Below are 26,065 nucleotides of genomic sequence, written 5' to 3' on the forward strand. Positions count from 1 at the left end.
ACCGAGCCTGCCCTGTGGGAGCCGTTACGATCAAATCCGATCACTTGTGGACTTGTCGCCCCATGAAAGTCCACACACGTGCGGACGCGACGGGGCTGACCACACGCGATCGCGGAGCGCTGCCGGACTGGTGAACAGGTCGCATCGGCGGCCGGACCACCGCTTCAGGCGGCCGCCAGGTCTGCGCGGCCGAACAGCAGAGCGTAGCCGCGGGGCAGGTGGGCGAGAAGGCGGTCGGTGAGGTCGTCGTCGGTGAGGGTGGTGAGGGCGGCCAGGACGGAGGAGGCGTCCCAGCGGGCGGCGGAGAGGCTGGTGCCCAGGGTGTGGGCGAGGGTGTCGACGAAGGCGGGGGCCGTGACGGGACGCGGCAGGGGGATCTGGGCGGCGAAGACGGCGCGGGCCCGTTCGGGCAGGACTGCGGCGAGGTCGCAGCGTTCGTCGCCGGTGAGCTGGGAGCCGAGGAGGGCCAGGACGGCGTCAAGGACTCGTTCGGCTTCCTCGTCGGCGGCGTAGCGCCCGAGGCTTCGGACCTGCTGGAGGAGGTGGCGGTAGCGGGTCATGACCGTGGGGCCTTCCAGAGGCTGGCCGCCGGCGGGCCGGTGGCGGTGTGAGGGGGTGGTCAGGGTCGTGTCCCTGCGGCCCGTCGGCCGAACAGCAGGTCGTAGCCGGGCGGCAGCTGGAGCAGGATGCGCCCGGTGAGGTCGTCGCCCGCGGCCTCGGCCACCGTGGACAGGACGGCGCCGATGTCCCACAGGGCCGTGGCTTCGGTGGCGCCCTCGATCCAGGCCGCGGTCGCGCGCACGAACCGTTGCGGACTGAGCGGCTCGGCGGCCTGCAAGGGGTTGAGCAGGATCAGGGCCATGGTCTCCGGCAGGCGGGCGGCCAGTTCCGCGCGCACGTCGCCGACCAGGTGGGCGCCGAGCAGGGCCAGGACGACCCGGGCGGCTCGCTCGGCCTCCTGGGGGGTGTCGTACTCACCGCGCTCCCGGACCTCTTCCAGGAACGCCTCCCATCGAAGAGTCACCGCGGTTCTCCCTCCGTCCCAAGGTCCGGCACGACCGTGCCCGGTCGGGGCTCGACGGCCAGGCGCCGGTGCAAACCGGTGAGGTTGAGGAGCCGGACGACGCGGCGGCGGGTTCCGCGCAGGATCAGGCGTCTGCCGCTGCGGTCGGCCTGGTTGCGGGCCCGGACGAGGGCGCCCAGGCCCGCGCAGTCCATGAACGTCACCTCCGCCGGATCGAGGACCACCTCCTGGTGCGAGGCGAGCGCGGCGGCCGGAGCACGGTGAGCGGGCGGCCGGCGGCCGGGGGTGTTCCGGCCGCCCCTTGGATCGAGGGGGGAGAGACCAGGGGCGGCCGGAACGGCATCGGGGGTCGGTCAGGCCTGGATCTGCTTGCGGTCGCCGCCGTGGCTGATCGCGACCTTGCGGGGCTTGGCCTTCTCGGCGACCGGGATCTTCAGGGTCAGCACGCCGGCGTCGTAGTCGGCGGTGATCCCGGCGGGGTCGAGGGTGTCGGAGAGCATGACCTGGCGGGAGAACACGCCGAGCGGGCGCTCGGACAGCTCCCACTTCACGTCGTCGCCCTGGTGGCGGGGACGGCGTTCGGCCTTGACGGTCAGCATGTTCCGCTCGACGTCGATGTCGATCGCGTCCGGGTCCACCCCGGGCAGGTCGAAGCAGATCAGGTACTCGTCGCCCACCCGGCAGGCATCCAGTGGCATCGGGGCCGGCCGGGACCAGGTGCCGTTCGTACCCAGGAACTGCTGGGTCAGACGGTCCAGCTCGCGGAACGGGTCAGTGCGCATCAGCATCGCGAAACACCTCCACGGATCGATGGGAGCCAGTGCGCTTCACCTGACACCTTTGTAGCGCGTCATCCACCCGATGACAAGTCGGCGCGTCGCCTATAGAGTGACTTCATGAGTGAAAAGCCCCGCAGCCCCGCCGCTGGTCCTCCCCGGCCGGTCGAGCCCGCCTCGTTCCTGGCGGCCGCGGCGGCGCTGGCCGCCATCGACGACGCCGTCCGCACCGCCCAGAACCCCGCGTCCCGGCCCGCGGCCGCCCCCGACGAGCAGGAAGGCCCAGCGCAGGCCCTGGCCGCCCTGATGCTGCTGCGCGAGCTGCGCACTCAGCTCGCGGGCTGGGAAGCCGGCCTGGTGGAGAGCGCCCGCGAGGCCGGCGCCACCTGGGCCGACCTCGCCCAGCCCATGGGCGTGGCCAGCCGCCAGGCCGCCGAGAACCGCTACCTGCGCCTCAAGCCCGCCGGCGGCACGACACAGCCCGGTACCGGTGCGCAACGCGTCAAGGCCGTCCGAGACCGGCGGGCCGCCGACCGGACGGTCACCGCCTGGGCCCGCGACAACGCCGCCGAGCTGCGGGTCCTCGCCGCCCAGATCACCATGACCGCACTCGCCCCAGGCGCCCGCCCCGCCCAGGCCGCCCTGACCGCCGCGCTCGGCGCCACCGACCCCGCGGACCTCATAGAGCCCCTCGCCGCCATCCGCCCCCACCTCGGCACTGGCCAGGGCGACCTCGCCACCCGCCTCGACGCCCTCACCCACCACACCGACCAGCTCCGCGATGACAGCGACCGACGCCGCGCCTGATCCTGTCGCCGCCGCCGAAAGGCGCTGGCAGGACCTCCTGGACCGGATCCACGACCTCGAAGAACGAGTAGCCGCCACCACGAGCACCGTCACCACCGCCCTCGACCACCACCTCGCCCGGCTCGACGCCCTGCGCCACCAGCTCGCCCGCCCCGACTGGCTGTCGGCCGTCCCCGATCCGGGCAGCCCCCGGGCCACACCGGCGAACAATCGGTCGACCTGACGGGGCCGGGAGCCACCGCGACCACCGGGCCGTCAGGCCCGGCGCCCGCGTCCCACCGGCGCGGCCGGGGACCGGTCGGTGGTCGGTGTTCGGGTAGTCCCGGATCAGGCCGGCGACGGGGTCGGGACGGCATGGCCGGGCATTCGCACGTACCGGGCGGTTCATCGCAGCCGCAGGTGCTCGACCGGCAGCGGCCACGCCTCCACCCGCCCCCGTAGTCGGCGATCACCAGCACGTCCGGCCCGGCCCAGGCGAGCGCCGTGACCGGCTCGGGCAGCTCGCGCTCGAAGGCCGGGCGCAGCAGGGCGCCGGCCCGTCCGGCGTCGGCCCGCCACAGTGCGGCAGCCGGGACCGGGAGATGCCGGCTGCGCGGAGTCCACTCGCCGTGCCCCACACAGCGCGCGCAGCCGGCCTCAGGGCCGAGCGTGGAAGAGCTCGCGAGCCTTCGGCCGCCGGCACCGAACCCCCGGTGTCGCTCGGCCCTCCGAACCCTCGTCCGGCCCCGGCTTCCCAGCCAACCAGAGGCATCGGCCCGACGTTACGGCGTTGCCGAGAGCTTGCTCAGCGTTTGACAGGCACTTGACCTGCCGGCCGCGTGCCGATGCGGACGACCGATCATGTCGGAGAGTGCAGTTCAGGCCATGGTCGGGGCCCATGGCCGGCGAGACCGCCGTCGAAGCCCGGCCGCATCGGGTCACGGAGCCCACCGGCCGCACCCGCCGGCAGGTCAGGCTCCCTCCTTGTCGCGTCTCGTGTGGCGGCCATGGTCGGAAGGGGCCTGCGGCGCGCGTCGTGGAGGTCGCGGGCCGGCAGTCCGGTTCTCCTCAGCTGTGGTCGCGGCGGAGTTGTTCGTTGATGCGCAGGGCCTCTTCGAGTTGGTCTTCGAGGATGATGATGCGGCAGGCGGCGTCGAGCGGGGTGCCCTGGTCGACGATTTCGCGGGCGCGGGCGGCGATGCGCAGTTGGTAGCGGGAGTAGCGGCGGTGGCCGCCGGCCGATCGCTGAGGGGTGATGAGTTTGGCCTCGTCGAGGCTGCGCAGGAAGCCCGGCGTGGTGCCCAGGATCTCTGCGGCCCGGCCCATGGTGTAGGCGGGGTAGTCGTCGTCGTCGAACTTGGTCTCTGCGCTCATGTGGTCCGCCGTGTCGTGGTCGGTGGCGAGGGTGGCCTGTTCCACCAACACCTTCTTTCTCGGGAAACGGGTCGAGGGCCCCGGCGCTGTTGTGCGCCGGGGCCCAGGGATATGCGGATTCACTGCACCATCTACTGCACTACTGCTGCCGGCTGATTCGCCGGCCTGCGGTGTCCGCCCTGCCCGGGTGAGGGGCAGGATGCGGGGATCGCGTATGCGTGACCGAGGACCACCTCTTCCATGACGTTCCATGACGATGGCTACTGCGGTGACCGCCCAGCTGGTACTGCGTGCCGTGGCGGGCGATCCGACGGGGTGAACCCTTCCCTTCTCCTCCGGTGTGCATCGTGCGTACTGCGGTACTGCGAACTGCTGGCAACACCCGTCTTGCCGGTACTGCGTGGTGCGAACTTCAGGTACTGCCGATAGTGCGAACTGCCGGGGTGTTGCCGGTGCTGCAATCCTGCGCGTGCGCGACCGCCACCGCCCCGAGCCCCACGCACAACCGGGCCCGCGACGCCTGACAGGTCACCCGCCTTCCGCCAGGACCCCTTGCTATGAGCGAGTCCCGCGTACTGACGACCTGCACGCCTCCTGCATCACTTCTGGTACTGCCGACTGCGGTACTGCCCAGGCAGTTCGTGTCTGCCTGCCCTGCGGTCCTGCTCTTCCAACACGAGGAACATTACACAGACCGCCGGGCAATGTCTACTTTCGCCAGCACAGGTTTCCGCATGCGGGCGCAGGGCTTTATTGCGGTGGCCCCGGCCGGCCGGTGCTGGCGGCATCGCCGGCGCCGGGGTGCGGGGTGAGGGCGTCACGCAGGGCGTAGAGGTCGGCGACGGTCGCCTGCTCGGCCAGGCGCGCGAGGAGCCGGCGCAGGACTCTGTCGTCGCCGTCGCGGACCGCCTCCACGATTCCGGTGAGCACGGAGGTGTCGGTGATCGGGGCGGGCTGCTGCATCTCCACTCTCCTTCGCGCCCCGGCGGGGGCGGTGCGTGTCCGCGTCTGCGCTCTGCGGCGCGCTGGTCGGGGCGGGAGACTACCGGCTGGGCGGTGGCCCGGACCTGCGAGGGTGCCGCTGCGGCGGTGAGGACCACGGCCGCCTCTCCGCGATCCGGCGGGCTGCGGCCGAACCGCGCCCGGTATCTCTCCCGGCCATCCCATATTTTTCCATGCCGTGATCACAGCTAGTGGAATTGCCGCGTCGCGTCCGGCGGCGTCGCGGGTCGGGTGTCCGTGCGGGTGGCTTGCGGCGGGCACTATCCTCTGGTTCATGTCGAACCCTGATGGGCTGCTCGTCGACATCGCCGCAATGGTGGAGTCCGAGCGCAGCAACCAGATGCCTTTGACCGTGGTCGTCCCGGGGGCGGTCATCACCGGCCGCCTGGCGCCGGAGAGCCTGTGGCACGAGCGGGTGGCCGAAGTCCTCGCCGCCTCCGAGCACTTGAAGCCCTTCGCCGCGCTGTTCTCGGCGCCCACCACCGGCGACGACGTGGCACTGACCATCGCGCGGCCGACGCATCTGCATCTGCATGTCGCCCGCATCCTGCAGGGCAGCTACGGTCTGCCCCACACCGGGGGCATGTACCGGATCGCCATTGCCGACATCAGCAGCTGGACGGTGGGGGACCTCAGCTACTCCGACCAGTGACGCCCCGTCCTGGACGGGTTCGCCGGCGCTGCGCCACCGCAGTCATGATCGATCCCACCGTCGAGGGCCGCACCGCTGGGGCGTGACTGCCGGAAGTGTCCGGAGTGTCGTGGTGGGTGGGTGTCGTTGCCGCGCCGTTCGATCAGGAAGAGGGTCGCGTCGTCGCTGGTGAACCCGCCGTGGCCCGGTCCATGAACGGCAGCTGTTCGTAGTCCTGCAGCAGGATCGACAGGTCACGGCCGTCGGCCCTGGCCGCCTCCTGCGCGATCACCGGGGCGATCAGCTGCGGCGGCATCCCGTGAGCGCGGTCCAGCGGCACCCCGAGCAGCCACTCGCCGAACCCCCTCGACCGGTCCGATCCGCCCGGGTCGGGCCGCGGCCCCCCTGCCGTCACAGCCCCACCGGCCATGGGCGGATCCGCTGAAGGACCCGCTCACGCGATCTGGACGCATGGGCTCCCGATGGGACCGTCAATCCTCACAACATGATGCGGCCGGCCGGCCCGAGGAGCCCATTGCGCCATCGGCGGCATGTCACCCGCGGAAGGGCTGCAGCCGGGGCGGAACTCGCGGGCGGCCTCCGGCGCGAAACGCCGCCGGCGGGCTGTCTCCGGGTGGTCAGCACTGGTGCGAAGCGCCACCAGCCGCTGTAAGATGTCATCCATTCGACGACAAACGCACAGTCAGCGAAAGAGTGACGACATGGATGTGCGGGACACCGGCGCAGCCGAGGTGGGGCCGGCCTCATTCCCGGCCGCCTCCGCCGAGCGCCGCTGGCCTGCGCGAGGCGCCGGTCCCGGCGTGCCGGGCGCGAGGCGGCGCTCCGGCGTGCGGAGCCCAGCCCGTATCTCTCGGACCGTGACGGCCGTGCCGTCCCTGACCCCAGCCGACTCCCATGACTCCAGCCGACCTGCAGCAGCTGCTCATCGTGCGTGCCCAGGGCATACCGGGCATCACCGGTGCCGGTAGGCGCGACGACGACAGCCCCTACGGACTGACCGTGACCCTCGAAGGCGGCGGACAGGTGTGGTGGTCCATCACCGGCGCCAACGGCCCGCCCCCACCGACTGCGGCGGCGAGAGCATCGAGATGCCGGACCTGACAGGCCCGCCGGTTCCGGTGGCTCTCGTCGAGCAGGCCCTGATCGCCGCGGCCACCGCCGCCGAGGCCGACGACCCGGCCGGCGCAGTCGTGCGGGTCGACCGGTACAGCACCCATCCCAACCCGCCCGCGGTCCGCTACGGCGCGACGCTGGAGTGCCGCGACGGCTGGAAGCTCTTCCTGTCCTGCTACGGAACCGTCCGCCCCGGAGGCACGACGCCTGATCAGCCCTACCAGCCCCTCAGCCACATCTGACCACCCCGGGCCGGCCACGCGGCCGGCCCGGGCACGACCGGATCGACCCGAGCAGGACCCCTTTCCACTTCTTGAAGGAGACGCCTTCCGTGGCCAGTTCGACCCAGACGCTGGAGTTCCAGGCGGAGACCCGCCAGTTGCTGCAGCTGGTGATCCACTCGATCTACTCGAACAAGGACATCTTCCTGCGCGAGCTGATCTCCAACGCTTCCGACGCCCTCGACAAGCTCCGTCTGGAGTCCCTCACCGACTCCGGCCTGGACGCCGACACCTCCGACCTGCACATCGTGCTGGACGTCGACCGGCAGGCCCGCACCCTGACGGTGCGGGACAACGGCATCGGCATGACCCGCGAGGACGTCGTCGACCTGATCGGTACCATCGCCAAGTCCGGCACCGCGAGCCTGCTGGCCAAGATCAAGGAGGCCCAGGACGCGGCCGCCGCACAGCACTTGATCGGGCAGTTCGGCGTCGGCTTCTACTCGGCGTTCATGGTCGCCGACAAGGTCACCCTGCGCACCCGCCGGGCGGGCACCGAGCAGGGCACCGTGTGGGAGTCCGACGGTGAGGGCACCTACACCATCGCGGAGGCCGACGATGTGCCGGTGGGCACCTCGGTGACGCTGCACCTCAAACCCGCGGACGGCGAGGACGGGCTGGGCGACTACCTGGCCGCATGGAAGATCCGTCAGATTGTCAAGCAGTACTCGGACTTCATCCGCTGGCCCATCCGCATGGCCACCGAACCCGTAGGCACCGTCGGCGACACCGAGGCTGCCGTCGAGGAGGACGGCGAATCCGCCGCCGAGGACTCCGCGCCGCGCGAGTTGGAGACGCTGAACTCGATGAAGGCGCTGTGGGCCCGCCCGCGCAGCGAGGTGACCGAGGCCGAGTACAACGAGTTCTACCAGCAGATCAGCCACGACTGGCAGGCCCCGGCCGAGACGATCCACATGCGGGCCGAGGGCACCTTCGAGTACGAGGCGCTGCTGTTCGTCCCCGCCCACGCCTCGTTCGACCTGTTCTCCCGCGACACCAAGCGGGGTGTGCAGCTGTACGTCAAGCGCGTGTTCATCATGGACGACTGCGACGCGCTCATGCCGAACTACCTGCGGTTCGTCAAGGGCGTCGTCGACGCCCACGACCTCTCCCTCAACGTCTCCCGCGAGATCCTGCAGCACGACCGCCAGATCACCGCCGTGCGCCGGCGCCTCGTCAAGAAGGTCCTCGGCGCGCTCAAGGACATGCAGACCAAGCGCAGCGAGACCTACACGAAGGTGTGGGAGCAGTTCGGCCGGGTCCTCAAGGAGGGCCTGGTCGAGGACCGTGACAACACCGACGCGCTGCTGGAGCTGGTCGGCGCCGCCTCCACCCACGATACGGAGAAGCCGACCACGCTGCGCGAGTACGTCGCGCGGATGAAGGACGGCCAGGACACCATCTACTACCTGACCGGCGAGAACCGGGCGATGGTGGAGAACTCCCCGCACATGGAGGCCTTCACCGCCAAGGGCTACGAGGTCCTGATCCTCACCGACCCCGTCGACGAGATCTGGACCGACCAGATCCCCGCCTTCGACGGCCACCGCTTCCAGTCCATCGCCAAGGGCCAGGTCGACCTCGACGAGGCCGACGGCGACGGCAGCGACGAATCGAAGGCCGAAAAGGACCAGCGCGAACAGGACTTCGCCGCCCTCCTCGCCTGGCTCCAGAACACCCTGTCCGACCACGTCAAGCACGTCCGGCTCTCCACCCGCCTGACCACCTCCGCGGCGTGCCTGGTCGGCGACGCCCAGGACCTGACCCCCACCCTGGAGAAGATGTACCGGGCCATGGGCCAGGAACTCCCCGCCGTCAAGCGGATCCTGGAGCTCAACCCCACCCATCCCCTCATCACCGCCCTGCGCCGGGCGCACGAGACGAACGCCGACGACCCGGCGCTCGCCGACACCGCCGAACTCGTCCACGGCAGCGCCCTGCTCGCCGAAGGCGGCGACCTGCCGGACCCGGCCCGCTTCACCCGCCTCCTGACCGACCGCCTCACCCACACGCTGTAACCCCACCGGGGTGCGGCCCGCGACGCGCCTATCCGGCACGGCCGGCCGCACCCCGTACCGCTCGACGTCCAGAAACCGGCCCGTCTGCCGGGCCCCGGGGAACGCCCCGGTACTGGGGCGGCGCACCTGCCCGCTGACCCGGCCTGCCCGCCGACCTCACCCGCCAGACCGCCCAGCTCCGCGATGACAGCGACCAACGACGCGCCTGACCCCCACCCCACCGGCCCAGACCGGTGGCAGCCCATCGTCCAGCGGCCGGCGGACCTCGAAACCCGGATCCGCACCCTGGGCATCGAGACCACCGCCACCCTGGACACCTACCTGGCCCGACTCGATGCGCTGCGCCACCAACCGGCCCACCCCGCGAGCGCATCCGTCCCGGCCTCTCCGGCGCCTTCTTCCGCGCCGGAGGCCGATGGTTGAAGGTCATTCGGATGATCACCGAGCCGGCACTGCACTCGACTCCGAAGAACGTCGGTGCCTGGAGGGCGCCGGCCTTGTGGAACCTCGGCGCCTCTTCGGAGACGGGCGGTCGACCGGCCCAAGGAAGGGCAGGCTCCGGCTACGAGTGCTGCGGGTTGCGCATCTTCGTCAGCAGCGCCAGCAGGGTGTCCTGTTCCCGCGCGTCAAGGCCGGCGAACAGTCTGGAGGCGTGCAGCCGGGACCGGAGTGCCTCCCACAGTTCGTGGCCCTGTTCGGTGAAGGCCAGGGTGCGCTTGCGGCCGTCGGAGGGGTGGGGCCGCCGGGCGACGAGTCCCATGCTCTGGAGCTTGTCGGCGGCGAGGCTGACCGTGGAGGGGTCGCAGTTCAGGCGAGCCGCCACATCCCGCATGGTCGGCGGCTCGGTTCCCGGGGCGAGCGCCCACAGCGTGCCGGCGACGGAGGCCGGGACCCCGAACTCGCCGAGCACCTGGGCCACGATCGCGTCCGCGGCGTTCCCCACCTCCACGAGGACACGGACGATCTCGGCCTTCCGCTCGACATCCGCGGGGCTGGGCATCGGTGCCTTCGCGTCATGGCTTGCGGTCATGGACCTATGGTAGCCTCCCAATATCAATGAGAAACTCAATGATATTGAGGGATCAAATGGCCGATGCTCACAGCGGTGAGACGGTGCTCGTCACGGGCGGGACCGGCTACCTGGCCGGCTGGGTGATCGCGGGCCTGCTCCAGCGCGACTACCGGGTGCGCACCACCGTGCGCAGCCTCGACAAGGCCCAGCAGGTGCGCGACGCCGTGAGTGCGCAAGCGGGCCGGCAGGCAGCCGGGACCATCGAGTTCGCGGCCGCCGACCTCCTGGGCGACGACGGCTGGGACCGGGCGACCGCCGGCGCCGACTACGTGCTGCACACCGCCTCACCGATGCCCTTCGGTACGGGCACGGACCTCATCACCACCGCCCGCGAGGGCACCCGCCGCGTCCTGGGTGCCGCCGCCCGTGCCGGGGTCAGGCGTGCCGTGCTCACCTCGTCCGGCGTCACGGCCGACAGCGGCGCCCCGGACACACCCGCGACCGAGACGACCTGGACCGAACCGTCCGGCACCCCGCTCCGCGCGTACCCCGACTCCAAGATCCTTGCCGAGCGCGACGCGTGGGATCTCGCCGCCGCGACCGGGCTCGAACTGACCGCCGTCCTCCCGACGTTCATGCAGGGACCCGCCCTGGGCACAGCGAACAGGCCGGGCACGGTCGAGGTCATCCGCCGTCTGCTCGCCCGGGAGATCCCCGCCGTGCCGAACATCGGCTGGAACGTCGTCGACGTGCGCGACATCGCCGAACTCCACGTTCTCGCCATGACGAGCCCGGCCGCCGCAGGCGAGCGCTACCTGGGTTCGGGCGCCTTCCTGTGGTACCGGGACATCGCCCGCATCCTGCGCGAGAAGCTCCCGGACGAAGCCGCCAAGGTGCCCGTGCGCACCATGCCCGACCTCGTGGTCAAGTTGCTGGCGCGGCGCAACCCGCAGCTGGCGATGGTGCGGCACGAACTCGGCCGCACGAGGCTCGTCGACAGCAGCAAGGCACGTACCCAGCTCGGCTGGCAGCCCCGCCCCACCGAACAGACCATCATCGACACCGCCACCGCGCTCATCGCCACATCGCGGGAGGGGCGAGCAGCATGATGTTCCCACCGGTGCAGCGCACGTCCGTTCCCGTCTACTCACTGGCCGAGCGGGACCGGCGCTGGAATTTGGCGCGCGGCTTCATGGAGGCAGAGGGCCTCGACGCTCTGGTCGTCTTCGGTGAAGGAGACGCCGGACCGGCGCCCTTCGCCTTCGACAGCTGGTTCACCAATGATCGACCGGGCGTCCTTCTGGTCTTCCCTCGCGACCGGACACCGACGGCGCTCGTGCCGATCCCGACGTTTCTCTTCGACCATCGAGAAGCGGTGCACAGAGGCGACGAACTGTGGCTCGCCGCGAACGACCTGCGTCTGGGCCGGCAGTCCCCTCAGCTCGTCCAGACCCTGAAGGACCTGGGGCTCGGCAGCGGATCCATCGGGATCATGGGCCTTGACCCCTACCTGCCCGCTCATCCCGAAGGGCGAATTCCGTACCCGTTCTGGGGCGCCGTGCTGACTCGCTTGCCCGGCGCCGACTTCCGCGATGTCGGGCACGCGTTCGCCCGCCTCATGATGCCGCTGAGCGACGAAGAGATCGCCGTGGTGCGTCATGCCGCCCGCATCGGCGATGCGATGGCAGCGGCCATGGTGGCCACGGCCGCACCGGGCGTATCCGAAGCCGACGTGTACGCCGCGGCGATGGCCACCGCGTACCGGCACGGCGCCCTCGCGCCCCACATGCACTTCTGCTCGGGCCCGGCACCATCGGCATCCGGGCAGCCCACGTGGGGCTACCGGCCGCAAGCACCGCGCGTCCTGCGGGAAGGCGACCTCGTCGCCACGGAGATCTTCAGCACCTTCGGTGGCCGTCAAACCCAGCACCAGGCCGCCGTCGCCATCGGCGAGGTCCACCCGACGATCGAGCACGCCGCCCGGATCGCGAACGAGTGCTACGCCGCCGGCTTGGCGACGCTTCGCGCGGGCGCGACGTTCGGGGACGTCTCCGAAGCCATGCTGGCGCCCGCCGAGGCGGCCGGCGCCTGGTTCCGCGGCCCGCAGATCCACGGGCTGAACCCCTACGGCGCCTTCAGCCGCATCCCCGGGGGACCCATCCAGGCCGCCGGCGGCGACCGGTACCCGATAGCGGCGCCACGACCTGCGACCTTGGCCGACATGACCCTGGAGCCCGGCATGTCCTTCGCCTTCGAGCCGAGCTGCGGAATCGGCGACCACATGGTCACCATCGGCGGGACGGTTCTCGTCGGCGAGGACGAGCCGGTCGAACTCAGCCCACTCACGGCAAGACTGCTGCGGGCTGTATAGCGCCCTCCCGACACCGCACGTTCCGGCCGTCACCGTGCCTGGCCCTCGTACGGTGCTTGTGGGCTTGATCCACCCACCGGAGTTCATGAAACGGCATCGCCCGCGGCGTGCAGCGTCACCGTGACCAGCGCGCCGCCTTCGACCGCCGCGCCGATGGACACCGTCCCCTGGTGCGCGATCGCGATCTCCCTGACGATTGCCAGGCCGAGCCCGGTCGAGCCGCTGACCTGCTCGCGGCTGGCGTCGAGGCGGACGAACCGGTCGAAGACCCGGTCCCGGTCCTCGGCGGGGATGCCGGGGCCGTCGTCCGCGATGGTGATCCGGACCAGGCCGCTACCGGCGTGGTCGGCGGCGATGGGGGAGGCGGTGACGCGAACCGTCGTGCGTGCGTGGCGGACGGCGTTGTCGAGCACGTTGCGGAAGAGCCGCGACAGGTCTGCGGTGTCGCCGGTGACGGCCAGGTCCGGCGGCACCTCGACCGAGACGGAAACGGACGCTGATGCGGTGGTCTCCGTCACGTCGGCCAGCAGCGGTGCCAGCTCGACGCGTCCACGGCGTGCGGCGGCTTTGCCGGCGTCGGTCTTCGCGAGCAGCAGCAGGGCGCTGATCAGTTCCTCCAGGCGGGTGGCCTGCCTCACCGCGCGCCTGGCGATGTCGGGCCACGGTGCCCGGTCCGGGTGGGCGAGGCCGACTTCCAGGCCGGTGCGGATCGCCGTGAGGGGGCTGCGCAGCTCGTGGCTGGCGTCGGCGGTGAAGCGGCGCTGCCGGGCGGCGGAGTCCTCCAGGCGGGCGAGCATCGCGTTCATGGTCTGGGCGAGGTGGCCGATCTCGTCGTCGGTGCCGGGTTCGGGGACCCGCTGGGTGAGGTCGGCCGCCGAGAGGTCGGTGATGTCGGTGACCGCACGGCGGATCTGCTCGACGGGTCGCAGGGCCCGGCCGGCCACCAGCCAGACCGTGGCGCAGGCCAGCAGCAGCAGGGCCGGCAGTCCGATGATCAGCAGCCGCGCGAAGGTCTCGTTCACCTGGTCGAGGAGCGACGTGGGAGTCAGGGTGATCACGGACGCCGGTCGCCCGCCGACGGTGACGTGCTCGCCGTAGACGGTGACCTCGCCGGGGACGACGCCGTCGGCGGCCTTCTGGCGGACCGGGGAGGTGGCACCGGCCGGCAGGTCGTAGACGGCGGGCAGTCCGGCGAGGGTACGGGTGGCGGCGAGGACGCGGCCGTCGACGGTCAGTACCTGGGCCTCGGCGGCCGGGTCGAGGGCGGAGGCCGGGAGCGGGTTCGGGAAGGTGCCGTCGGCGGAGGCCGACTGCTGGATCTGGGTGGCGTAGGTGCGCACCTGGCTCTGCACCGTGCGTCGTGCCGAGTCGGCCTGGAGCAGGTACATGATGACGAGGCCCAAGGTGACGGCGGCGGTCAGCGCCAGGCCCGCCGCGATGGTCACCCGCGAGCGCACCGTCGCGGGCCGGAACCTCCTGATCGTCTCAGCCGTGGTCATGACCGCTCCCGGATGACGTAGCCCTGCCCGCGCACCGTCTCGACGACCGACCCGCCACCCGCGCCGGCAGTCGCGATCTTGCGCCGCAGCCGGTGCACCATGACTTCCACCGCCGTCGGGTCGCCGTCGAAGTGGACGTCCCAGCAGTGTTCCAGCAGCTCGGTCTTGGACACGACCCGTCCCGCCGCACGCAGCAGGTACTCCAGTACCGCGACCTCACGCGCCGTCAGATCCAGCGGCTCGCCGTCGCGTGTGACGGTGCGTGCGGCGGGGTCCAGCGCCAGGCCGGCGGCGGTGAGCACCGCCGGCCTGGCGCCGAGTGCGCGCCGGGTCAGGGAGCGCAGGTGGGCGAGGAGCACGGGGTAGGAGAACGGCTTGGGCAGGTAGTCGTCGGCGCCGCTGTCGAGGCCCTCGGCGTGATCGAGGTCCTCGTCCAGCGCGGTGAGCATCAGGATCGGGGTCCAGATCCCGCGTTCGCGCAGCGTGCGGCAGACCTGGTAGCCGTCCATCCCCGGCAGCATCACGTCCAGGACGATCACGTCGTGCGGGCTCTCGGTGGCCTTCCACAGCCCGTCCGTTCCGTTGCCCGCGACGTCCACCACGTAGCCCTCCGCCGCCAGGCCCCAGGCCAGGGCCTCGGCGACGTCCGGCTCGTCCTCGACCACCAGCACTCGCATCTATCCAGCGTCCCTTACGGTCGGCGCGGTCTGCACGGTGTGCGCGGGGTCGCGCCGCGTCGCGGGAATGCCGGAGCCTACTGCGGGCTTCAGGCGCAGGATACGGCGGGCCCGGTCCGGCAGCCACCAGTTCCAGTCCCCGAGCAGTGAGACCAGGGCGGGCAGCAGCAGCATCCGCACCACGATCGCGTCCAGCAGCACTCCGGAGGCCAGGCCGGCGGCGATCTCACGGACCGTCACGTCGTTGGCGGTGGAGAGCGAGGCGAGCGCGAAGAAGAGGATCACGGCGGCTGAGCTCACCAGGCGCCCGGTGCGGGAGACACCCTCGACGATGCCTTCACGGGTGGACCCGGTGCGGTCAAAGCCCTCGCGGACCCGGGCCAGGATGAAGACCTCGTAGTCCATCGAGACCCCGAACAGGAATCCGAAGATCAGGACCGGTGCGAAGGCGTCGATCGTGCCGTAGCTGCCGGCGCCCCACAGCGCCCTCATGCCGAGGCCGTGCTGGAACACCAGGACCAGGATGCCGTAGGTCGCGGCCACCGAGAGCATGTTCAGCAGTACCGCCTTCGCGGGCAGCAACAGCGAGCGCATCCCCCGGGCCAGCAGCAGGAACGTCACCAGCGCCACGATCCCGAACAGCAGCGGGAACGAGCCGTACGTGGCGTTCGTGGCGTCGATCCGCTGCGCGCCGTCGCCACCGGCCAGCGCACCGGGTGCCACCGAGCCGCCCGCCGCGCGGATGTCTGCCAGCGCGGTGCCGCTGTGCGAACTGCCGATCTCGGTCCGCGGGATCGCGACCACCAGCGCCGAGCCGTCGCCCGCCGACCAGCCGGGTCCGGCCGCCACGGCGGCGCCGCGCAGGCTGGACAGCGAGTCCAGCGAGGTGACCAGCGCCGGGGCGTCGGCGGCGTGCGGGACGTAGACCGGGACGGCGGTCAGCGTGCCGGACGGGAACCCGTCGGCCTCCAGCGCGTGCAGACCGTCGGTGTAGCTGCCGGCCGAGGCCATGGCGTGGGTGGTCGGCTGGGCGATGTCGATCGTGGTCGCGGTGCCGGCCAGCGCGCCGAGCAGGCCGAGGCCGACGACCGCCGCGAGCACCCGGTGCTTGATCACGCCGACCGACCAGGCCGTCCAGAACCGGCTGGCCGACGTGCGGCGCGACGCGCGGCGGGGCCAGTCGACCCGAGGCCCGACCTTGGACAGGATCGCGGGCAGCAGGGTCAGCGCGACGAGCGTCGCGGTGGACGGGATGAACAGCCCGGAGATCCCGATGCCGCGCACGACCGAGTTGGGGACCACGATCAGCGCGAACAGCCCGAGCGAGGCGACGACGCCGCTGAACCACACACTGTGCCCGGCCCGCTTCATCGCGGCGAGCACCGCCTCGTCGTTGGACCTCCCGGCTCTGCGCTCCTCGCGCCAGCGGGTGACCACCAGCAGCGAGTAGTCGATCGACAGGCCCAGCCCCAGCAGCGCGACGATGTACTGCACCGAGGGGTTGAGCGGCGAGGACGACGGCACGAGGTAGGTGAGGCCGTAGATGAGGGCCTGCATCGTCAGGACGCTGATGACAGCGGTGAGCAGCGGCAGCAGCGCCAGGAACGAGCCGAACACCCATGCCAGGACCAGCAGCGCGCCCGCGGCCCCGATCAGCAGCTCGGTCAGCACCGAGGAGTTGCCGCCGCCGGTGGTGTTCCCGGCTTCCAGGGCGTGGTAACTGGTGCCATGGACGGTCAGGCCTGGCACGGCCTGCCGCGCGGCGGCGGTCAGCTGGTCGACCTGCTCCGGGCCGATGTCGTCGTTCGGCTTCGGCGGGTAGGCGAGCACGATGGTGCTGGTCCGGTCCGTGCCGACCAGCGCGGCGTCACCGGTGTTCGCGTAGGAGACGACGCGCAGCTGCGGCGCGGCCTTGGCGAGCGTGGCGTCGATCCGGGTGAGGTCCTGCCCGACCTGCGGTGTGTCGACGGTCTGCCCGGCCGGGGTGTTGAGGATCAGCACGCCGGGGTCGGCGGCCGCGCCGCCGTAGTGCGCGGAGATCGCGGTGTTGGCGGTGAACGCGGGGCCGTTGACGTGGCTGCCGGGCTGCAGCCGGCCGGACAGCGAGGGCGCGAGCACCACGCCGACGACGGTCATGGCGAGCCACAGCAGTCCGACGGCCAGGCGGTGCCGGGTCACCCAGATTCCGAGTCGTTCCATCAGATCCTCCCTGCGGACGGGTCCGGGCAGGTGTCCTGCCGGTCATCGGCACCGTAGGGAGGCGCAGCTTTCAGAACCCTTTCGCGCTGCGGCCACCGGTGCGCCCTGCACGACCTGCGCCACCGCACGCTGTCGACCACCGCGAAACACTCGCCTGCTCGCTGCTCTGCTGGCGACGCTTGCAGGCTGCGTTGCGTCAGGAGTTCTCAGTCAGCGCGCAGGGCCGTCATGGGCGAGACCGCCGCTGAACGCAGGGCCGGGATCACAGACGCGCCCAGCACGAGGGCCAGGGCTCCCACCAGCGTCACCGTCAACTGCCCGTACGGGATCGTGGGGCTGCTGAGACCGGGCAGCGCACCGAGCATCATCCGGCCGTAGAGCGAGCCCAGCGTGACGCCGAGGACGGCCGCGTACAAGCCGAGCAGTCCGGCTTCCCAAGCCATCACGGAGCGCAGGCGTGAGCCGCGCATACCCACCGCTCGCAGGACACCGTTCTCTCTTTCGCGTTCCATCGAGGACAGGGTCAGGGTGATCGCCACGCCTACGAGCGATACCAGCACGGTGATGCCGACCAGCCCCAGTGCCGTGATCCGCAGCTGACCGATCAACTGTCGCAGAGAGGCCCGGTCCTCGCCCGGATAGGACAGGTGGAGCGAAGCGTTCAACGGCAGCGCTCTGTCCAACGGAGCGCGCAGTGACAGCGGGTTGTCTCGGTGGACGGCGGTGATGTACAAGGACCGTACGGGGGCGAGAGGCGCCAGTTCGGCGAAGTCCCCCGGCAGGACGGCGACACCGCCCAGCATGTAGGCGTCGTCCGGATGGATCAGGGCCACTTCGACGCTGGACTCCCCGCCGCCGGGCACGCGCAGCGAGATCCGGTCGCCGGGACGGACCCCGAGCGACTGCGCCACGGACGTGGAGACGGCTGCCTGGCCACGCCGCAGGTCTCCGCCGTGGGAGTCGCGTTGGCTGTCGGCGAGCAGGGCGGGGATCGCGGCAGGATCGAGGCCTCGGATGTCCGTCTCCTGGTGGCGGCCGTTGCCGCCGAGGGCGACGCCGTCCACCCGGGTGACGGGCACCACCGCGTCGGTCTCGGGCTGTGCCGCCACCGCCTTCACCACGGCAGGGGTGAGCGCCGACGGGCCGGTGCGCGACGCGTCGAGCACGACGTCGACCGGGTCGCGCTCCCGTAGCCGCCGGTCCGTGCCCTTCTCCACCGAGGCCAGTGTCACGAGCACCGCGGCGACCATGGTGAAGCCCAGGGTGAGGACCGTCGCGCAGGCCGCGGTCCGGCGCGCGGCACGGCCCAGGTTGCGCACCGCCAGAGCACCGTCCAGCCCCGCGACCGCCCGCACGGGCTGTTGAAGGGCGAGTGTCGCGCGGCGCAGCAGTGCCGGCCCGAGCGCGAGGAGGCAACCGAACAGAGCGGCCGCGGAGGCGACCGAGCCGACCGCCGCCACGGCACCGCCCGCGCCGCCGAGCCCGGCGAGGGCGATGAGCAGGAGCGCGCAGCCCAGGCAGAGCGCTCCGATCAGCGTGCGCGTGCGGCCGATGCGGTCCGGTGCGTGGCGGGTGGCCGCCATGGACAGGGCGGCGACCGGTGCGACGCGCGCTGCGGCTCTCGCTGCCGGCATCGCCGCGACCAGGGCGGCCAGCACGGATACGAGCACACCTGCGGACAGTGAGGGTGCCGAGATCGCGGGGTCGGGCAGAGCTGTGATTCCGGTGATCGCGAGGGCGCAGCAGATCGCCGCGGCCGTTCCGACCGCACCGGCGATCAGCCCGGAACCGGCGGCCTGTAGCAGCACGGACCGCATGACCTGCCCCGGCCGGGCGCCCATGCAGCGCAGCAGGGCCAGCCGTGTCTGGTCCCGCACGAGCAGCACCCGATACGTCGTGGAGACGATCAGGGTTCCGGCGAGCAGGGCCACTACGACGAAGATCGTGAGCAGGGTGGACACGGTGGTGGCCCATTTGGGTCCGCTCTCCGCGCGCAGTTTGGACGCGGTGCGGACGGTGAAGCCTCTGCCCAGCTCGGCCTGGACCGTGGACGCCACGTCGGCAGCGGGGCGGTCCGGGACGCGGAGCAGCGTCTGCTGCCAGGCGTCGGTGCCCAGCCACGAGCGGGCGTTGGTGGGCGTGGTGAGCACGGCGGTTCCCATGGCCGAGGGGGCCTGGACGATGCCCGAGACCGTCACGGTCACCGTTCGGGCAGGAGCGTCCCGGGAGGTCGCCGAGCCGACGCCGGCCTGCGGAACGAGTGTGATCCGGTTGCCGACTCCCATGCCTGGGAGGTCGGCCAGCATCCGGGTGAGCACGACCTCACCGGGCCCGTTCGGAAGCGTGCCCTGCAACGGGCGGATGACGGACTGCGGTCCCGTGAGCGCCGTGCCGATCAGCGGGTAGGGGTCACGGCCCGCGCCTTGCAGAAGCACGCTGCCGGTGGCCACGGGTTGGACCTCGGCCACCCCCGGTACGTTCTTGAGTTCCTCGACCCTCTTGTCGTCGAGCGGCTGGGTGCCGTCCGTGCCGACCACCACGGCCGTGCCCGCGGCGACCGGAGAGAGGTCGTCGGCCAACTGCCGCTTCAGGGTGTCGGTGAAGACGATCGACCCGGCCAGGAAGAAAGCCGTCACCATCAGTGTGCAGCCGGTGAGCAGCAGCCGTGACGGCCTGGCCGCGATCTGCCGTATCGCCGCCCTGGTCAGCCCCGATGCCCTCAACGCCCTCACCGCTTCCCCGGGTTCTGGAGCGCGTCGAGTACGGACTCGGGGGTGGGTCCGTCGACCCTGCCGCTGATGCGACCGTCCAGCAACAGCACGACGCGGTCGGAATACGAGGCCGCCACCGGGTCGTGCGTGACCATCACCACCGTCTGCCCGAACTCGCGGGTGGAGTAGCGCAGGAACTCCAATACGTGCCGGCCGGAGCCGGCGTCCAGATTGCCGGTGGGCTCGTCCGCGAAGACGACTGCGGGACGGGCCGCCAGCGCGCGAGCGATGCCGATGCGCTGCTGCTGTCCGCCGGACAACTCCGAGGGGCGGCGCGAGAGTTGATCACCGATCTGAAGGGTGCTCACGAGCGTGTCCAGCCAGTCCTGGTCGGGGCGGCGGCCTGCTATGTCCAGCGGTAGCAGAATGTTCTCGGAGCCGTTCAACTCTGGCAGCAGGTGGTACTGCTGGAAGACGAAGCCGATGCGGTCGCGACGCAGGTCCGTGCGCTGTCGTTCGGACAGTGCGGTGATCTCGGTGTCCTCCAGGGTGATCGTGCCGGAGGACGGACGGTCCAGGCCGGCAAGGCAGTGCATCAGGGTGGACTTCCCGGATCCGGAAGGTCCCATGACGGCCAGGAAGCTTCCCTTGTCGATCTCCAGGTCGACTCCGCGCAGTGCTTGGACGCCGACCGCCGCGGTGGTGCCGGGCTTTTCCGCCCCGTACACCTTGGTGACGCCGGTCGCGCGGACCGCCGTGCGAGCGGCCACGCTCGTCGAAGTCATCGGATCAGTCCTTCAGGTGGATGGAGCACGACAGGGTGCCCTCGGCGTTGGGCTTGTTCTGCTCGTCCTTGAGCTTGCCGTCGACGTAGATGCGGCAGACGGTGCCGGGTTTCGCGTTCTTGACGCCCAGATCGTTGAAGCCGAAGCCGACGTTCTGGGCCTTGTTCCAGGGCAGCTTCTGATTGAGCGCCGTCTTCCCGTTCGTGTCACCGGAGAAGCTGTAGCCGACGTCGGTGCTGCCGGGACCTGTCACCTCCAGCTTCACGTCCCAGCTGCGGCCGAACACACCGCAACCGGTGAGCGACACGGCTGCCACAACCACGGATCCGGTCGCCAACAGGGATCTGACATGCGTACGGAATGCGGGGAACTTCACAGCGACTCCGGGTGACGGGAGGATCTTTTGCCTGGACACGCATCATTGTGGGGAGCGGCCGACGGGTCGCGATGCCGTCGAAAGACGGTATTCGAGCTGGCGACATCGGCCGAAAGTACGTATCGGCCTGCTCCGTTCCGAGGGCCGGCGAACGGGCGTCTAAACTCGTCGCCATGCCCCGCTCTCTCCCGCGCCCCTCCCCCGGGACGGTCGCCGCATGGTGTCTGAGCGCGCTGCTCGTACTGCTCGACGCGTCCGTGGTGAGCTTCAGCTACGTCGGGCTGGCAGTGGTCGCCAGCGGGGTCATGGCGCTGGGCGCCGCCGCCGCGCAGTTGCGGCTGTACCGGTTCGGACGGCACTGGACGGCAGGCGCGCTGTGCGTCGTCGTGGCGACCGTCTCGTCGCTAACCACGTCCCTGGTGAAGGGAACCGTCCTCCAGCGCACCCCCGGGTGGGCCGAACTCCTCGGGCTTCTGGTGCTGTTGTGCCTTTCCTGCCGGTATGGACGACCTGTGCCGCTCATGTTGTCGGTGGTCCCGCTCTTCGTGGCGGTCGTACGGATCGAGGGCCGCGCTCCAACACTGTCGGATCTGCCGGTGCTCAATGACATCAACGGCCTGTTCACCCTGCTGCCGGTGGGTTTCGCGCTGCTGGGCGGCTACCTGCGAGCCGAGGACGGCAGACGCAGGACCGCCGCGGAGAACGTACGCCAGGCAGAACGCCTGGACCTCGCCCGCGACTTGCACGATCACGTGGCCCACTACGTCACGGCCATGGTCGTCCAGGCCCAGGCCGGTGAACCCACCGCGGAACGTGACCCGGCCACGGCACGCAAGCTGTTCGCCAACATCGAGCAGACCGGCCAGGAAGGGCTGGTGGCGATGAGCCGCATGGTCCGACTGCTGCGCAGTGCGGACGGAGCCGTCGCGGAGGCACCCGTCACCCCCGCCATGACGAGGATCGAGGAGCTCGTCCACCGGTTCAGCGGCACCGGCCAGCACGCCTGGCTGGACATAACCGACGACGTGGACGGTGCCGTCTGGTCGCCACAACTCGCCAAGTCCGTGGAACGACTGGTCCAGGAGGGCCTGACCAACATCCGCAAGCACGCCCGCACCGCGACCACCGTGCATGTCAAGCTGGGAACCGACGGAGACCGACTGGTCGTCCGCGTACGTGACAACGCGAGCGGTCAGCAACGCGGCCGGGTGTGGTTGCGCCCCAGCGGTTTCGGCATGGTCGGCCTGTCGGAGCGGGTGGTCGAGCTGGGCGGTGAGCTCAGCAGCGGCCCCATGCCGGAGGGCGGCTGGGAGCTGGCTGCGTCGATACCCATGAAGTGAGGGAGTGGGGACCGGTAGTGAGCGTCTCTGTGGTGATCGCCGACGATCAGGAGATGGTGCGGATGGGCTTCCGCCTCATCCTGGAGGGGCAGGACGACATCTCCGTGATCGGGGAGGCCTCCGACGGCGCGGAGGCGGTCGAGGCGGTTCACCGGCTGCGGCCGGACGTCTGCTTGATGGACATCCGCATGCCGAAACTGGACGGTCTGGAGGCGACCAGGCGCCTGCGCCAGGCACAGGGAGCCGCGACGGACGGTACAAAGATCGTCATCGTGACGACGTTCGACATGGACGAGTACGTCTACGGAGCGCTCCGCGCCGGTGCCAGTGGCTTCGTGGTCAAGAACTCCGGCCCCCGACTGCTGATCGAAGCCGTGCATGCCGCTGTCAAAGGTGACTCCCTCATCTCGCCGTCCGTCACCGTTCGGCTCCTGGAACACCTGAGCAAACCGTCACGCGCTGAGACCGCGGCCGCCGCCGCACGACGGCTCACTCCCCAGGAACTCAAGGTCGTGAGCCGGGTCGCCCGCGGGCACACGAACAACGAGATCGCCGCACAGCTGACTCTCTCCCTCAGCACCGTCAAGAGCCACCTCAGCCGGGTCCAGGACAAACTACCGGCCCGCAACCGTGTGGAGATCGCAGCCTGGGCCTGGGAACACGGCGTCGTCCGCTGAAGCCACCGCGGTCCTGGGCCCAGAGGACCTTGTTGGTCGACGCGTGGATGCGGGTACCCCCGACCTGGAGGCCGGGGGCGCCGCGCGCTGATCCGGTCTGATCCGCGAGAGAGCGGGCCGCCGCCTCCGCCTGGCGGGCGCGGGCTCACCGGGCGGCGTTCAGCGGCACAGGGCGCGCAGGGCGGTGAGGCAGTCCGCGACCCGGCGTTGCGGGTCGGTGTCGGTGCCGGCCCAGGCGATCCGGGCGTCCGGCCGGATGAGGACGGCGGTGACGTCCCGCCAGATCGGGTGCGCCGCTTCGGTGTTGACGGTCGCTGCGCGCTGTTCCAGGCCGTCCGCGGGGCATGGTGTCCGTGTCCCGCCGAGGTCCAGCAGCAGTGGTCGGCCGTGGTGCATCAGCGGGTGGGCGGTGGGTGCACCTGCCGGGGTGTTCAGGGCGAGGCCGGCCAGTCGGGTGCCGTTCAGTGGGTGCGCGCCGGGTGTGGTGTCGACGGGGAGCGGGTCGTCGAATCCGGCGATCCGGCGGGCCCATTGGTGGTTGGTCCGTGGTTCGGTGAGTGCGGCGGACCAGACCTCGCGCAGGGCGATCTGTTCCGGGCTCTTCGCCGCGAACAGGGCGAGTTGAGCGCGGGTGTTGGCGATGACGGCGCGGGCGGCCGGCCGGCGTTCGGTGTCGTAGCTGTCGAGCAGTCCGTCGGGCGCCCGGCCCTGGAGGGTGGCGGCCAGCTTCCAGCCCAGGTTGGTGGCGTCCTGGATGCCGAGGTTCATGCCTTGCCCGCCGGCCGGGAAGAACATGTGTGCCGCGTCCCCGGCCACCAGTACCCGTCCGGCCCGGTACCGCGCGGCCTGGCGGGTGGCGTTGCCGTAGCGCGAGAGCCATCGGGGGTTGCGCATGCCCAGGTCCCGTCCCAGCAGGGTGCGGGTCTGCTCGCGCACCTCCTCCAGGGTCAGCGGTTCGCCGGTGCCGTGGTGCATGGTGGCCGTGGACAGGCCCGCCAGCCGGTGGACGCCGTCGCCGATCGGGGCGGCCAGGAACGAACCGGCCGGCCCGGTGGCGGCGAGCGGCTCAGTGGGCGGGTCGTCGAGTTCGACGTCGGCGAGCCACCCGGTCAGGGTGGTGTCCTGGCCGGGGAAGTCGATGCCGGCCGCCCGGCGCACCGCGCTGCGGGTGCCGTCGCAGCCCACCACCCAGCGGGCCCGCACGGTCCGGTGGGTGCCGCCGGCCCGGATCACCACCTCGACCGCCTCCGGCCCCTGGGTGAGCGAGACGACCTCCTGCCCGCGCAGCACCCGGGCGCCCACGGCGACCGCGTGCTCCTCCAGGAGCTGTTCGGTGACGCACTGGCCGAGCGCCAGCATGAAGGGGTGCACCGCCCCGATGGTGGAGAAGTCCAGCCGGATGGTCGCCGCGCCGAAGTGGCCGGTCGGCACCGGGGTGCCGCGTTCGATGAACCGCTCCGCGAGGCCGCGGGTGGCGAAGGTGTCCAGCGTGCCGGCCTGCATGCCGACCGCGCGCGACCGTCCGTCCGGTGCCGCCCGGCGTTCCACGACGGTCACCTCCACCCCGTGCAGGCGCAGCTCCGCGGCGAGCCAGAGCCCCGCCGGGCCGGCCCCGGCGATGAGCACGTCGAGCATGACAACCACTTCCTCTCACATTTTTCGGATGATGTGCCGGGGCATCGGCGCGCCGATGCCCCGGCACGGGGGGGTGGCCGCGTGCCTCAGCTGGGCACGGTGCTCAGCGGGCGCTGCCGAGGTTCCGGTCCGCGTCGGCGCCTTCGAGCATGAGGGTGGTCTCCTCGATGCGGCGGAAGCGGCCGTCCGGGGCGAACTCGGCGAAGAGGTAGACCTCCATGCGGACGGTGGAGCCGTCGGTCTTGACGACGGTCATGGTGTGGCGGTCGGCGTAGCGGTCGCCGTCGACGAGTTCGTCGTGCACCTCGACCGAGCCGCCGGCGACGACCGTGCGCAGGTGGGCGATGTGGGCGAGGAACTCGGTGCGGTCGGCCCACTCGCCGTCGGTGCGCTGGCGGTAGTCGGGGGCGAAGTGCCGGTCGGCGGCCTCGTCCAGGTCGAGGCCCGGGGTGAGGAGCAGGTCGGTGAGGGCGGCGCGGGCGTCGGTGTGGTTCATGGGGATTCCTTCGGTCGGGTGCGGGCGTGACCCGCCCTGGATCGAGCAAATATGCGTGCCTTGAGCACGCTTCCGACTGTAGCAGGAAAAGCGTGCGCCGAGCACGCTAATCTGGAGGCATGAAGAACTCGACGGGACACGACATCGCCGATGCACTGGGCCTGCTCCTGCGGCGGAGCACCCGCGCCCGCCTCTACACCCAGCTGACCGAGGGACTGGGGCCGGCGGTCGACGACCTCACATACCCGCTCCTCAGCGGCCTGGCCCGGACCGGGGCATGCAGCGCCGCCGACCTGGGCCGCGAGATCGGACTGGACCGCACCACCGTGACCCGCCGCGCCGACCGACTGGAGCAGGCCGGCCTGCTCCAGCGCCAGCCCGACCCCGCCGACGGCCGCGCGACCCTCCTCGCACTCACCGAGCAGGGCCACCACACCGTGTCGGTCACCAGACAGCGACTGGCGGCCGGCATCGAATCCTCGCTCGCCACCTGGCCCCCGTCAGAGGCCCAAGCCTTCGCACGCCAGCTGCGCCGCTTCGTCGACGAGGGCCCGTTCGCCACCGAACCCCACTGACCGCCACCGGCGCCCCGAGTCTGGTCGACCCAGACGCAACTCCTTCGCATTAAGCTGTGCGCATGAATGCCCGAGCGACCACACGCCCCGGCGGGCGCAGCGCCCGCGTCCAGCAGTCCGTGCACCAGGCCGTCCGAGATCTGGAGGCGGAACTGGGACGGGATGCGCTCACCGTGCCGCTGATCGCCGCCCGCGCGGGAGTCACGCCGTCCACCGTCTACCGGCGTTGGGGGGACCTGCGGGAACTGCTGTCCGACGTGGCCGTCGAGCGACTGCGCCCCGACACCCCGCCGGCCGACCACGGCAGCCTGCGGGCGGACCTGGAGGCATGGGCGGCGCAGTTCGCCGACGAGATGTCCTCGACGGCGGGCCGTACGTACATCCGCGACGCCCTGCTGGGCGACCCCGAACAGGGCAACGCGGCCCGCTGCTCCGACTACGCCGCCGAGCAGTTGAAGGCCATCGGCGTGCGCGCGGCCGGGCGCGGGGAGGCCGTGCCCGGCGTGGAGACCCTGCTGGACATCGTCGTAGCCCCCCTGATGTACCGGATCCTGTTCCGCCCCTCCGACCTGTCGGAGAGCTACACCGGCCACCTGGTGGCGGCGGCGCTCGGCGAGGATTCCGCTCCCCCGGCACACAAAAGCTAAAAGTTTGCGTTTTGGATGACGTGGGGCCTACTCTACCTA

At 71.2% G+C, this 26,065-nt stretch carries 26 protein-coding genes and 2 pseudogenes; 12 read left to right on the plus strand and 16 right to left on the minus strand.

Features of this window, described 5'->3' with window-relative positions; all coding sequences use genetic code 11:
* Positions 1-164: 164 nt before the first annotated feature.
* The 4 genes and pseudogenes from ACPC54_RS07720 to ACPC54_RS07735 all read right to left on the minus strand — a co-directional run bounded on the left by ACPC54_RS07720 (position 165) and on the right by ACPC54_RS07735 (position 1,812).
* Positions 165-560, minus strand: coding sequence for a DUF2267 domain-containing protein (locus tag ACPC54_RS07720; RefSeq protein WP_498962304.1), 396 nt, complete (start codon positions 558-560; stop codon positions 165-167).
* 59 nt (positions 561-619) lie between these two features.
* Complete coding sequence (locus ACPC54_RS07725) at positions 620-1,024, minus strand: DUF2267 domain-containing protein (protein ID WP_498962306.1); 405 nt, start codon at positions 1,022-1,024, stop codon at positions 620-622.
* Positions 1,021-1,263: pseudogene (locus ACPC54_RS07730) on the minus strand (STAS domain-containing protein); the annotation flags it as partial. The gene ACPC54_RS07725 and the pseudogene ACPC54_RS07730, both read right to left, overlap by 4 nt.
* A 114-nt stretch (positions 1,264-1,377) precedes the next feature.
* The gene (locus ACPC54_RS07735) at positions 1,378-1,812 is read right to left on the minus strand and encodes an Hsp20/alpha crystallin family protein (protein ID WP_498962309.1); all 435 of its coding nucleotides are present in this window, start codon (positions 1,810-1,812) and stop codon (positions 1,378-1,380) included.
* Between the two features lie 108 nt (positions 1,813-1,920).
* On the opposite strand from ACPC54_RS07735, the gene ACPC54_RS07740 reads away from it, so the two are divergent.
* Together ACPC54_RS07740 and ACPC54_RS07745 are read left to right on the plus strand one after the other, a co-directional pair.
* Positions 1,921-2,607: a type III effector protein gene (locus ACPC54_RS07740; RefSeq protein ID WP_498962312.1), complete on the plus strand. Its 687-nt coding sequence runs from the start codon at positions 1,921-1,923 to the stop codon at positions 2,605-2,607.
* Positions 2,582-2,830, plus strand: a complete 249-nt coding sequence (locus ACPC54_RS07745) for a hypothetical protein (RefSeq protein WP_498962314.1) — start codon at positions 2,582-2,584, stop codon at positions 2,828-2,830. The genes ACPC54_RS07740 and ACPC54_RS07745 overlap by 26 nt, the downstream gene beginning before the upstream one ends.
* Before the next feature lie 824 nt (positions 2,831-3,654).
* Here the strand turns inward: ACPC54_RS07745 and ACPC54_RS07750 are convergent.
* Complete coding sequence (locus ACPC54_RS07750) at positions 3,655-3,960, minus strand: MerR family transcriptional regulator (RefSeq protein ID WP_498962453.1); 306 nt, start codon at positions 3,958-3,960, stop codon at positions 3,655-3,657.
* Between the two features lie 750 nt (positions 3,961-4,710).
* On the minus strand, positions 4,711-4,923 hold the full coding sequence (locus tag ACPC54_RS07755) for a hypothetical protein (RefSeq protein WP_498962316.1): 213 nt from the start codon (positions 4,921-4,923) through the stop codon (positions 4,711-4,713).
* A 313-nt stretch (positions 4,924-5,236) separates the two neighbouring features.
* On the opposite strand from ACPC54_RS07755, the gene ACPC54_RS07760 reads away from it, so the two are divergent.
* Positions 5,237-5,614 carry a GvpU-like protein gene (locus tag ACPC54_RS07760; RefSeq protein WP_498962318.1) on the plus strand — a complete coding sequence of 126 codons (378 nt, stop codon included), beginning with the start codon at positions 5,237-5,239 and terminating at the stop codon, positions 5,612-5,614.
* Positions 5,615-5,813: 199 nt separating this feature from the next.
* On the opposite strand, the pseudogene ACPC54_RS07765 reads toward ACPC54_RS07760, so the two are convergent.
* A pseudogene (locus ACPC54_RS07765) lies at positions 5,814-6,023 on the minus strand (serine/threonine-protein phosphatase); the annotation flags it as partial.
* Between the two features lie 616 nt (positions 6,024-6,639).
* Here ACPC54_RS07765 and ACPC54_RS07770 point away from each other — a divergent pair.
* From ACPC54_RS07770 to ACPC54_RS07780, 3 genes are all read left to right on the plus strand, one after another.
* The gene (locus tag ACPC54_RS07770) at positions 6,640-6,969 is read left to right on the plus strand and encodes a hypothetical protein (RefSeq protein WP_498962320.1); all 330 of its coding nucleotides are present in this window, start codon (positions 6,640-6,642) and stop codon (positions 6,967-6,969) included.
* 89 nt (positions 6,970-7,058) lie between these two features.
* Positions 7,059-9,026, plus strand: a complete 1,968-nt coding sequence (gene htpG / locus ACPC54_RS07775; protein ID WP_498962322.1) for a molecular chaperone HtpG — start codon at positions 7,059-7,061, stop codon at positions 9,024-9,026.
* 183 nt (positions 9,027-9,209) lie between these two features.
* A complete protein-coding gene (locus ACPC54_RS07780) occupies positions 9,210-9,449 on the plus strand; it encodes a hypothetical protein (RefSeq protein WP_498962324.1) in 240 nt (79 codons plus the stop codon).
* Between the two features lie 139 nt (positions 9,450-9,588).
* On the opposite strand, the gene ACPC54_RS07785 is transcribed toward ACPC54_RS07780, so the two are convergent.
* Positions 9,589-10,056: a MarR family winged helix-turn-helix transcriptional regulator gene (locus ACPC54_RS07785; protein ID WP_498962326.1), complete on the minus strand. Its 468-nt coding sequence runs from the start codon at positions 10,054-10,056 to the stop codon at positions 9,589-9,591.
* Positions 10,057-10,112: 56 nt separating this feature from the next.
* Here ACPC54_RS07785 and ACPC54_RS07790 point away from each other — a divergent pair, with 56 nt between their 5' ends.
* Both ACPC54_RS07790 and ACPC54_RS07795 read left to right on the plus strand, forming a co-directional pair.
* On the plus strand, positions 10,113-11,147 hold the full coding sequence (locus ACPC54_RS07790) for an NAD-dependent epimerase/dehydratase family protein (RefSeq protein ID WP_498962328.1): 1,035 nt from the start codon (positions 10,113-10,115) through the stop codon (positions 11,145-11,147).
* Positions 11,144-12,409, plus strand: a complete 1,266-nt coding sequence (locus tag ACPC54_RS07795; protein WP_498962330.1) for a M24 family metallopeptidase — start codon at positions 11,144-11,146, stop codon at positions 12,407-12,409. The genes ACPC54_RS07790 and ACPC54_RS07795 overlap by 4 nt, the downstream gene beginning before the upstream one ends.
* An 83-nt stretch (positions 12,410-12,492) precedes the next feature.
* On the opposite strand, the gene ACPC54_RS07800 is transcribed toward ACPC54_RS07795, so the two are convergent.
* The 6 genes from ACPC54_RS07800 to ACPC54_RS07825 all read right to left on the minus strand — a co-directional run bounded on the left by ACPC54_RS07800 (position 12,493) and on the right by ACPC54_RS07825 (position 20,656).
* Positions 12,493-13,908, minus strand: coding sequence for a sensor histidine kinase (locus tag ACPC54_RS07800; protein WP_498962331.1), 1,416 nt, complete (start codon positions 13,906-13,908; stop codon positions 12,493-12,495).
* The gene (locus ACPC54_RS07805) at positions 13,905-14,585 is read right to left on the minus strand and encodes a response regulator transcription factor (RefSeq protein WP_498962333.1); all 681 of its coding nucleotides are present in this window, start codon (positions 14,583-14,585) and stop codon (positions 13,905-13,907) included. The genes ACPC54_RS07800 and ACPC54_RS07805 overlap by 4 nt, the downstream gene beginning before the upstream one ends.
* Positions 14,586-16,784 carry an MMPL family transporter gene (locus ACPC54_RS07810; protein WP_498962335.1) on the minus strand — a complete coding sequence of 733 codons (2,199 nt, stop codon included), beginning with the start codon at positions 16,782-16,784 and terminating at the stop codon, positions 14,586-14,588.
* 206 nt (positions 16,785-16,990) lie between these two features.
* On the minus strand, positions 16,991-19,507 hold the full coding sequence (locus ACPC54_RS07815; protein WP_498962337.1) for an FtsX-like permease family protein: 2,517 nt from the start codon (positions 19,505-19,507) through the stop codon (positions 16,991-16,993).
* 5 nt (positions 19,508-19,512) lie between these two features.
* Positions 19,513-20,280: an ABC transporter ATP-binding protein gene (locus tag ACPC54_RS07820; RefSeq protein WP_498962339.1), complete on the minus strand. Its 768-nt coding sequence runs from the start codon at positions 20,278-20,280 to the stop codon at positions 19,513-19,515.
* Positions 20,281-20,284: 4 nt separating this feature from the next.
* Positions 20,285-20,656, minus strand: a complete 372-nt coding sequence (locus ACPC54_RS07825) for a hypothetical protein (protein WP_498962341.1) — start codon at positions 20,654-20,656, stop codon at positions 20,285-20,287.
* 173 nt (positions 20,657-20,829) lie between these two features.
* On the opposite strand from ACPC54_RS07825, the gene ACPC54_RS07830 reads away from it, so the two are divergent.
* Positions 20,830-21,996 (plus strand): sensor histidine kinase, encoded by a 1,167-nt coding sequence (locus ACPC54_RS07830; RefSeq protein ID WP_498962343.1) that lies wholly within the window; start codon positions 20,830-20,832, stop codon positions 21,994-21,996.
* 53 nt (positions 21,997-22,049) lie between these two features.
* On the plus strand, positions 22,050-22,673 hold the full coding sequence (locus ACPC54_RS07835) for a response regulator (protein WP_498962455.1): 624 nt from the start codon (positions 22,050-22,052) through the stop codon (positions 22,671-22,673).
* A 159-nt stretch (positions 22,674-22,832) separates the two neighbouring features.
* Here ACPC54_RS07835 and ACPC54_RS07840 read toward each other — a convergent pair whose 3' ends face one another.
* A complete protein-coding gene (locus tag ACPC54_RS07840; protein ID WP_498962345.1) occupies positions 22,833-24,308 on the minus strand; it encodes an FAD-dependent monooxygenase in 1,476 nt (491 codons plus the stop codon).
* A 103-nt stretch (positions 24,309-24,411) separates the two neighbouring features.
* Positions 24,412-24,804 carry a nuclear transport factor 2 family protein gene (locus ACPC54_RS07845; RefSeq protein ID WP_498962347.1) on the minus strand — a complete coding sequence of 131 codons (393 nt, stop codon included), beginning with the start codon at positions 24,802-24,804 and terminating at the stop codon, positions 24,412-24,414.
* A 119-nt stretch (positions 24,805-24,923) separates the two neighbouring features.
* On the opposite strand from ACPC54_RS07845, the gene ACPC54_RS07850 reads away from it, so the two are divergent.
* Both ACPC54_RS07850 and ACPC54_RS07855 read left to right on the plus strand, forming a co-directional pair.
* Positions 24,924-25,379: a MarR family winged helix-turn-helix transcriptional regulator gene (locus ACPC54_RS07850; protein WP_498962349.1), complete on the plus strand. Its 456-nt coding sequence runs from the start codon at positions 24,924-24,926 to the stop codon at positions 25,377-25,379.
* Positions 25,380-25,441: 62 nt separating this feature from the next.
* Entirely contained in the window at positions 25,442-26,026 is a 585-nt protein-coding gene (locus tag ACPC54_RS07855) for a TetR/AcrR family transcriptional regulator (protein ID WP_498962351.1), read from the plus strand.
* Positions 26,027-26,065 lie beyond the last annotated feature (39 nt).

This window comes from Kitasatospora sp. NPDC094028 (assembly GCF_049543595.1).
Lineage (GTDB): Bacteria > Actinomycetota > Actinomycetes > Streptomycetales > Streptomycetaceae > Kitasatospora.

Bases quoted from the DNA above. Each gene is read 5' to 3' on its own strand.
- ACPC54_RS07720 (WP_498962304.1), bottom strand. From the start codon at position 560: ATGACCCGCTACCGCCACCTCCTCCAGCAGGTCCGAAGCCTCGGGCGC.
- ACPC54_RS07735 (WP_498962309.1), bottom strand. From the start codon at position 1,812: ATGCTGATGCGCACTGACCCGTTCCGCGAGCTGGACCGTCTGACCCAG.
- ACPC54_RS07740 (WP_498962312.1), top strand. From the start codon at position 1,921: ATGAGTGAAAAGCCCCGCAGCCCCGCCGCTGGTCCTCCCCGGCCGGTC.
- ACPC54_RS07745 (WP_498962314.1), top strand. From the start codon at position 2,582: ATGACAGCGACCGACGCCGCGCCTGATCCTGTCGCCGCCGCCGAAAGG.
- ACPC54_RS07750 (WP_498962453.1), bottom strand. From the start codon at position 3,960: ATGAGCGCAGAGACCAAGTTCGACGACGACGACTACCCCGCCTACACC.
- ACPC54_RS07755 (WP_498962316.1), bottom strand. From the start codon at position 4,923: ATGCAGCAGCCCGCCCCGATCACCGACACCTCCGTGCTCACCGGAATC.
- ACPC54_RS07760 (WP_498962318.1), top strand. From the start codon at position 5,237: ATGTCGAACCCTGATGGGCTGCTCGTCGACATCGCCGCAATGGTGGAG.
- ACPC54_RS07780 (WP_498962324.1), top strand. From the start codon at position 9,210: ATGACAGCGACCAACGACGCGCCTGACCCCCACCCCACCGGCCCAGAC.
- ACPC54_RS07785 (WP_498962326.1), bottom strand. From the start codon at position 10,056: ATGACCGCAAGCCATGACGCGAAGGCACCGATGCCCAGCCCCGCGGAT.
- ACPC54_RS07790 (WP_498962328.1), top strand. From the start codon at position 10,113: ATGGCCGATGCTCACAGCGGTGAGACGGTGCTCGTCACGGGCGGGACC.
- ACPC54_RS07795 (WP_498962330.1), top strand. From the start codon at position 11,144: ATGATGTTCCCACCGGTGCAGCGCACGTCCGTTCCCGTCTACTCACTG.
- ACPC54_RS07800 (WP_498962331.1), bottom strand. From the start codon at position 13,908: ATGACCACGGCTGAGACGATCAGGAGGTTCCGGCCCGCGACGGTGCGC.
- ACPC54_RS07805 (WP_498962333.1), bottom strand. From the start codon at position 14,585: ATGCGAGTGCTGGTGGTCGAGGACGAGCCGGACGTCGCCGAGGCCCTG.
- ACPC54_RS07810 (WP_498962335.1), bottom strand. From the start codon at position 16,784: ATGGAACGACTCGGAATCTGGGTGACCCGGCACCGCCTGGCCGTCGGA.
- ACPC54_RS07820 (WP_498962339.1), bottom strand. From the start codon at position 20,280: ATGACTTCGACGAGCGTGGCCGCTCGCACGGCGGTCCGCGCGACCGGC.
- ACPC54_RS07830 (WP_498962343.1), top strand. From the start codon at position 20,830: ATGCCCCGCTCTCTCCCGCGCCCCTCCCCCGGGACGGTCGCCGCATGG.
- ACPC54_RS07835 (WP_498962455.1), top strand. From the start codon at position 22,050: ATGGTGCGGATGGGCTTCCGCCTCATCCTGGAGGGGCAGGACGACATC.
- ACPC54_RS07840 (WP_498962345.1), bottom strand. From the start codon at position 24,308: ATGCTCGACGTGCTCATCGCCGGGGCCGGCCCGGCGGGGCTCTGGCTC.
- ACPC54_RS07845 (WP_498962347.1), bottom strand. From the start codon at position 24,804: ATGAACCACACCGACGCCCGCGCCGCCCTCACCGACCTGCTCCTCACC.
- ACPC54_RS07850 (WP_498962349.1), top strand. From the start codon at position 24,924: ATGAAGAACTCGACGGGACACGACATCGCCGATGCACTGGGCCTGCTC.
- ACPC54_RS07855 (WP_498962351.1), top strand. From the start codon at position 25,442: ATGAATGCCCGAGCGACCACACGCCCCGGCGGGCGCAGCGCCCGCGTC.